Origin of the sequence: Methylobacterium sp. J-068, assembly GCF_022829445.1 — a bacterium.
Taxonomy (GTDB): Bacteria; Pseudomonadota; Alphaproteobacteria; order Rhizobiales; family Beijerinckiaceae; genus Methylobacterium.
This window is the reverse complement of record NZ_JAKSXY010000045.1, coordinates 1-1,234: the sequence shown is the minus strand read 5'-3', so window position 1 is coordinate 1,234 and position 1,234 is coordinate 1. Positions and strand designations below refer to the sequence as shown.

Here is a 1,234-nt window from a genome sequence, read left to right as displayed (position 1 = left end):
CCTTGTAGACGTTGCGCAGGTCGACCATGACGGGGGCGGTCATGGCGGCGCGCAGCCTGGCGAAGTCGAGGGCCCGGAAGGCGTTCCACTCGGTCACGATCACCACCGCGTCCGCGCCTTGCGCGCAGTCGTAGGCGTCGGTGGCGTAGGTGACGTCGCTGAGCATCGGGCGCGCCGCCTCCATGCCCTCGGGGTCGTAGGCCCGGATGCGCGCGCCCCCGTCCTGCAGGCCCGTGATGATCGAGAGCGCGGGCGCGTCGCGCATGTCGTCGGTGTTGGGCTTGAAGGTCAGGCCCAGGATCGCGATGGTCTTGCCCCGCACCGAGCCGCCGCAGGCCAGGATCACCTTGCGGGCCATGGCGCGCTTCCTCTGGTCGTTGACCGCCACCACGGTCTCGACGAGGCGCACCGGGGTGCCCGCGTCCTGGGCCGTCTTGACCAGCGCCAGGGTGTCTTTGGGAAAGCACGAGCCGCCGTAGCCGGGGCCGGCATGCAGGAACTTCGCCCCGATGCGGTTGTCCAGCCCGATGCCGCGGGCGACCTCCTGCACGTTGGCGCCCACCTGCTCGCACAGGTCCGCGATCTCGTTGATGAAGGTGATCTTGGTGGCGAGAAACGCGTTGGCGGCGTACTTGGTCAGCTCGGCGGTGCGCCGGTCGGTGTAGAGGATGGGCGCGGCGTTGAGGTAGAGCGGGCGGTAGACCTCGCCCATCACGGCCGCGCCGCGCGCGTCCTCGGCGCCGATGACGATGCGGTCGGGGCGCTTGAAGTCCTCGATGGCCGCGCCCTCGCGCAGGAACTCGGGGTTCGAGACCACCGCCACCTGCGCCTCCGGGTTGGTCTCGCGGATGATGCGCTCGACCTCGTCGCCGGTGCCCACCGGCACGGTGGACTTGGTGACCACCACGGTGAAGCCGGTCAGCGCCGCGGCGATCTCGCGGGCGGCGGAAAAGACGTAGGAGAGGTCGGCGAACCCGTCGCCGCGCCGGGACGGCGTGCCCACCGCGATGAACACCGCCTCGGCCTGCGCCACGGCGGGGGCGAAGTCGGTGGTGAAGCTCAGGCGCTCCTGGCGCACGTTCTCGGCCACCAGGGCCTCGAGCCCGGGCTCGTAGATCGGCATGCGCCCGGCATTCAGCGCCGCGATCTTGGCCGGGTCCTTGTCCACGCACACCACCGTGTGCCCGAAATCCGCAAAGCACGTGCCCGAAACCAGACCGACATAGCCGGAGCC

General features: G+C 70.6%; 1 protein-coding gene. It reads right to left on the bottom strand.

From position 1 onward, the window contains the following. Positions 1 to 1,234: UDP-glucose dehydrogenase family protein (locus MKK54_RS03885; RefSeq protein ID WP_244009266.1), on the bottom strand; the 1,234-nt coding region annotated here is incomplete at both ends.